Genomic DNA, 3,953 nt, shown 5'->3' on the forward strand with positions numbered 1-3,953 from the left:
GGGCCCTTCGTCATGCAGCGCACATACGGACCGTACGAGTGCGGCCACGTACCGTCAGGCTCAGGCGGCGGCGTCGCCCCGGCCGCCCGCGAGGCGCGGCAGGACGCGGAAGCCGATGCCACCGGCGATCATGGTGGCGGCGCCCGCGATCAGGAACGCGGTCTGCCCGGCACCCGTCTCGGCGAGCTGGTCGCCACTGCCCTGGGCCTTGGCGCCGGCGGCCGGGGTGGGGGCCGGGGTGTCCGAGCCGGTGCCGGTCAGGGCGGAGGAGCCGCCCTCCTGGGCCGAGGTGCCGGAACCGCCGTTGGGGTCGGTGTTGTTGCCGTTCCCGTTGCCGTTCCCGTTGCCGTTTCCGTTCCCATGGCCGTTGCCATTGCCGTTGCCGTGGGTCGGGTCCGAGGTGGGCTCCTCGGTCGGCTCGGTGGGCTCCTCCGTGGGCTCGGTGGGCTCCTCCGTCGGCTCCGTCGGGACGCCCGTGGGCTCCGTGGGGTTCGAGGTCACCGGCGGCGACGCCGGGTCGGTCGGGATGCCGGTGTCGCTGGGCTCCGGGCTCGGCGACTCCGCCGAGCACAGGACGCCGAGCAGGCAGTCCGACTCGGCTGCGGAGGCGGCGCCGGCCGCCGTCAGCGAGGCGCCGGCCGCGATCACGGCACCGGCCGCGATCCGCGCGATCCGGATCCGCGTCTTCTTGGTCATGTGGTTGCTACCCCCAGTAGCTGATGGTCAAGATGCGGCGCATGGGGCCGACCGTGATCGACGGGGGTAGCCGGTGAAGTCCGTGTCCTTCAAGTCCTTCACGCCCCCCGGTTCACATGCGCCCCAAAGATACGCATGGCACGCTTCACCCTTCCCATTTTCCAAGGGATCGTCAAGGCCGTTGCGCGCGCAATGTCCATCGTCAGGTCATTTACGGGGAGTTGGCGCCTGTGAGTGTGATGTAAAACCCAGACAAACGACAACCGCCGCCCCGAAGGCGGCAGTTGTCATGTCGACTTGGTTACTTCTCCTGCTGCTTGCGCCAGCGAATCCCGGCCTCCAGGAAGCCGTCGATCTCGCCGTTGAACACGGCCTCCGGGTTGCCGACCTCGAACTCCGTGCGCAGGTCCTTGACCATCTGGTACGGGTGCACCACGTACGAACGCATCTGGTTGCCCCAGGAGTTGCCGCCGTCGCCCTTGAGGGCGTCCATCTTGGCCTGCTCCTCCTGCCGGCGCCGCTCCAGCAGCTTGGCCTGGAGGACGTTCATCGCGGTGGCCTTGTTCTGGATCTGCGACCGCTCGTTCTGGCAGGAGACCACGATGCCGGTGGGGATATGGGTGATGCGGACCGCGGAGTCGGTGGTGTTGACGCCCTGGCCGCCGGGGCCGGAGGACCGGTAGACGTCGATACGCAGCTCGGACTCGTCGATCTCGACGTGGTCGGACTGCTCGACGACGGGCAGGACCTCGACACCGGCGAAGGAGGTCTGGCGGCGTCCCTGGTTGTCGAAGGGCGAGATGCGCACCAGCCGGTGCGTGCCCTGCTCCACGGAGAGGGTGCCGTAGGCGTACGGCACCTGCACGGCGAAGGTGGTCGACTTGATGCCGGCCTCTTCGGCGTACGAGGTCTCGTAGACCTCGGTCTTGTACCCGTGCTGCTCGGCCCAGCGCAGATACATGCGTTGCAGCTTCTCGGCGAAGTCGGCCGCGTCGACGCCACCGGCCTCGGCGCGGATGTTGACGAGCGCCTGGCGCGCGTCGTACTCCCCGCTGAGCAGCGTACGGACCTCCATCTCGGCCAGCGCCTTGCGGACGTCGGCCAGCTCGGCCTCGGCCTCGGCGCGGGTGTCGGGGTCGTCCTCGGCCTCGGCCAGCTCGAAGAGCACACCGAGGTCGTCGATCCGGCCGCGCAGCGCCTCCGCCTTCCTGACCTCGGCCTGGAGGTGGGAGAGCTTGCTGGTGATCTTCTGCGCCTCGTCCGGGTTGTCCCACAGGGACGGCGCCGCCGCCTGCTCCTCGAGCACGGCGATGTCTGCCCTCATCCTGTCGAGGTCCAGAACGGCCTCGATCGACTCCATGGTCGAGGAGAGGGATTTGAGCTCTTCGGATACATCGACGACTGCCACGCCTCCAGCCTAACGGCTGCGGCAACCGACCTCGGCCGTCCGGCACCCTCCGGGCGGCCGGGCACCCCACCGGACACCCGCCCGGAACGACCGGCCGCCGGGCCTCGTCGCGGACCGACCGCCGGACTCTTCCGCGGACCGACCACCGAACGCCGTCGCGGACCGGCGAGTGCGGACCGGCGGGTGGGGACCGGCGGGTGGGGAATGTCACGGTGTTGTGGATGTGTGCGTGTTCTGCGGGGTGGCGCCCGCGTCGTCGCCCGAGGTCGCCAGCCAGATACCGGCGCCGACGGCCGCCGCGAGTAGCGCGCCCGCCACCCCGAGCGTCACCCGCCGTCGCCGGGCCGCCGCCCGGTGCCGGGCCGATCCGGGGCGCGGGGCACCCGCGGCCCGGGGCACCCGCGCCGTGCCCCGCGCGCCGCCCGCCAACTCGTCGGGCCCCGGCACCCGCATCGAGGTGTGGGTGTCCCGGTTGGAGTCCGGCTGGGCGCCGGGGACCAGCGACACCGAGCCCCGCCTGCGCGCCCGCGCGCCGGGCGCCGGCTGCGCCGCCGAGGGCTCCGCGGCCTCCGGCGCCGGTTCCCCGTCCGGCTCGTCCACGTCCAGCGGCGGCATCCCGGCCAGCTGGGGCAGCTGCTCCCGCAGTCGCGCCGCCAGCTCGGAGGCCCGTAGCCGCGAGGCCGGCGCCTTCGCCAGGCACTGCACGATCAACTGCCACAGCTCGTCCGGGATGCCCGGCAGCGGCGCGACCGTCTCGGTCACATGCCGGCGCAGCACCGCCCCCGAGTGGCCGCCGCCGAACGGCGTGAACCCGGCCAGCAGCTCGTAGAGCACCGTCGCGAGGGCGTAGATGTCGACGGCCGCCCGCGGCGGCAGGCCCTCCACGATCTCCGGCGCCAGATAGTCCGGGGTCCCGATGATCTTCGTGGCGCGGGTCCGCTTCGGGGAGTCGATCAGCTTCGCGACGCCGAAGTCGGTCAGCAGCGCGGGGTGCGAGCCGCCGGGGCCGAGCGGCCCCTGCATGTCCAGCAGCACGTTCTCGGGCTTGACGTCCCGGTGCACCACTCCGGCCGCATGCGCCGCCGCCAGTCCCTCCGCGACGTCCGCGACCACGGCCACCGCGGCCACGGGGGCGAGCCGCCGCTCCCGCTCCAGGCGGGTGCGCAGGTCGGTGCCGCGGATGAGGTCCATGACGAGGGCCAGGTCGTTGCCGTCGACGACGAGGTCGCGCACCGAGACGACGTTCGGGTGTTCGAGGCCGAGCAGTGCCGTGCGCTCCTGCACGAAGCGTCCGACGAGTTCCTGGTCGGACGCGAGGTCCTCGCGCAGCAGCTTGATGGCGACGGGCCCGTCCGGTCCCTCGCCCAGCCACACCGTGCCGGCGCTGCCCCGCCCCAGGATCTGGTTCGCGGTGTACCGGCTGCCGATCTTCCGTGCCAAGACTGCTCCTACAGACGCGTGTTGCCGTCAAAACTACGCGTCCGAGAGGCCAACCTTCACCGCGGAGGCCGAAATCACCCGCCAGGTGTCGACAAATCCCCAGACCGAGCCCCAGTTACGACCGAGCCCTAGTTGCCACTGGAACCGCCGCCCAGGTCCTTGACCCAGCCGGTCACGGTGCTGAACCAGTCGCTGAGCTGTCCCCAGTAGCTCTTGCCGGTCCCGATCCAGTCCTGGAGCGGGCTCAGCTCCCACACCAGCCAGCCCGCCACGAACAGGATGACGATCGTGAACAGACAGCCCTTGAGGCAGCCGAGCCCGGGGATCTTCATCGGGTTGGCGCTGCGCTGCCGCGGCTGCCGGGGCTGCCGCGGCTCGGGCGCAGGCCGCCGCGGGGGACATCATCGAG

The 3,953-nt window shown here is 71.6% G+C and carries 3 protein-coding genes and 1 pseudogene; all 4 read right to left on the bottom strand.

Going from position 1 to position 3,953, the window contains the following annotated elements; translation table 11 throughout:
• Positions 1-60: 60 nt before the first annotated feature.
• On the bottom strand, positions 61-696 hold the full coding sequence (locus ACWEKM_RS46010; protein ID WP_451627281.1) for a hypothetical protein: 636 nt from the start codon (positions 694-696) through the stop codon (positions 61-63).
• A gap of 301 nt (positions 697-997) precedes the next feature.
• Positions 998-2,104, bottom strand: coding sequence for a peptide chain release factor 2 (prfB, locus tag ACWEKM_RS46015; RefSeq protein WP_451627282.1), 1,107 nt, complete (start codon positions 2,102-2,104; stop codon positions 998-1,000).
• A gap of 207 nt (positions 2,105-2,311) precedes the next feature.
• Complete coding sequence (locus tag ACWEKM_RS46020; protein WP_451627283.1) at positions 2,312-3,544, bottom strand: serine/threonine-protein kinase; 1,233 nt, start codon at positions 3,542-3,544, stop codon at positions 2,312-2,314.
• Between the two features lie 128 nt (positions 3,545-3,672).
• Positions 3,673-3,939: pseudogene (locus ACWEKM_RS46025) on the bottom strand (serine/threonine protein kinase); the annotation flags it as partial.
• Between the last annotated feature and the right edge of the window lie 14 nt (positions 3,940-3,953).

This window comes from Streptomyces sp. NPDC004752, from assembly GCF_053601275.1.

What these genes read in the sequence shown, in the direction of transcription:
- ACWEKM_RS46010 (WP_451627281.1), bottom strand. Translation starts at nt 696, where the DNA reads ATGACCAAGAAGACGCGGATCCGGATCGCGCGGATCGCGGCCGGTGCC.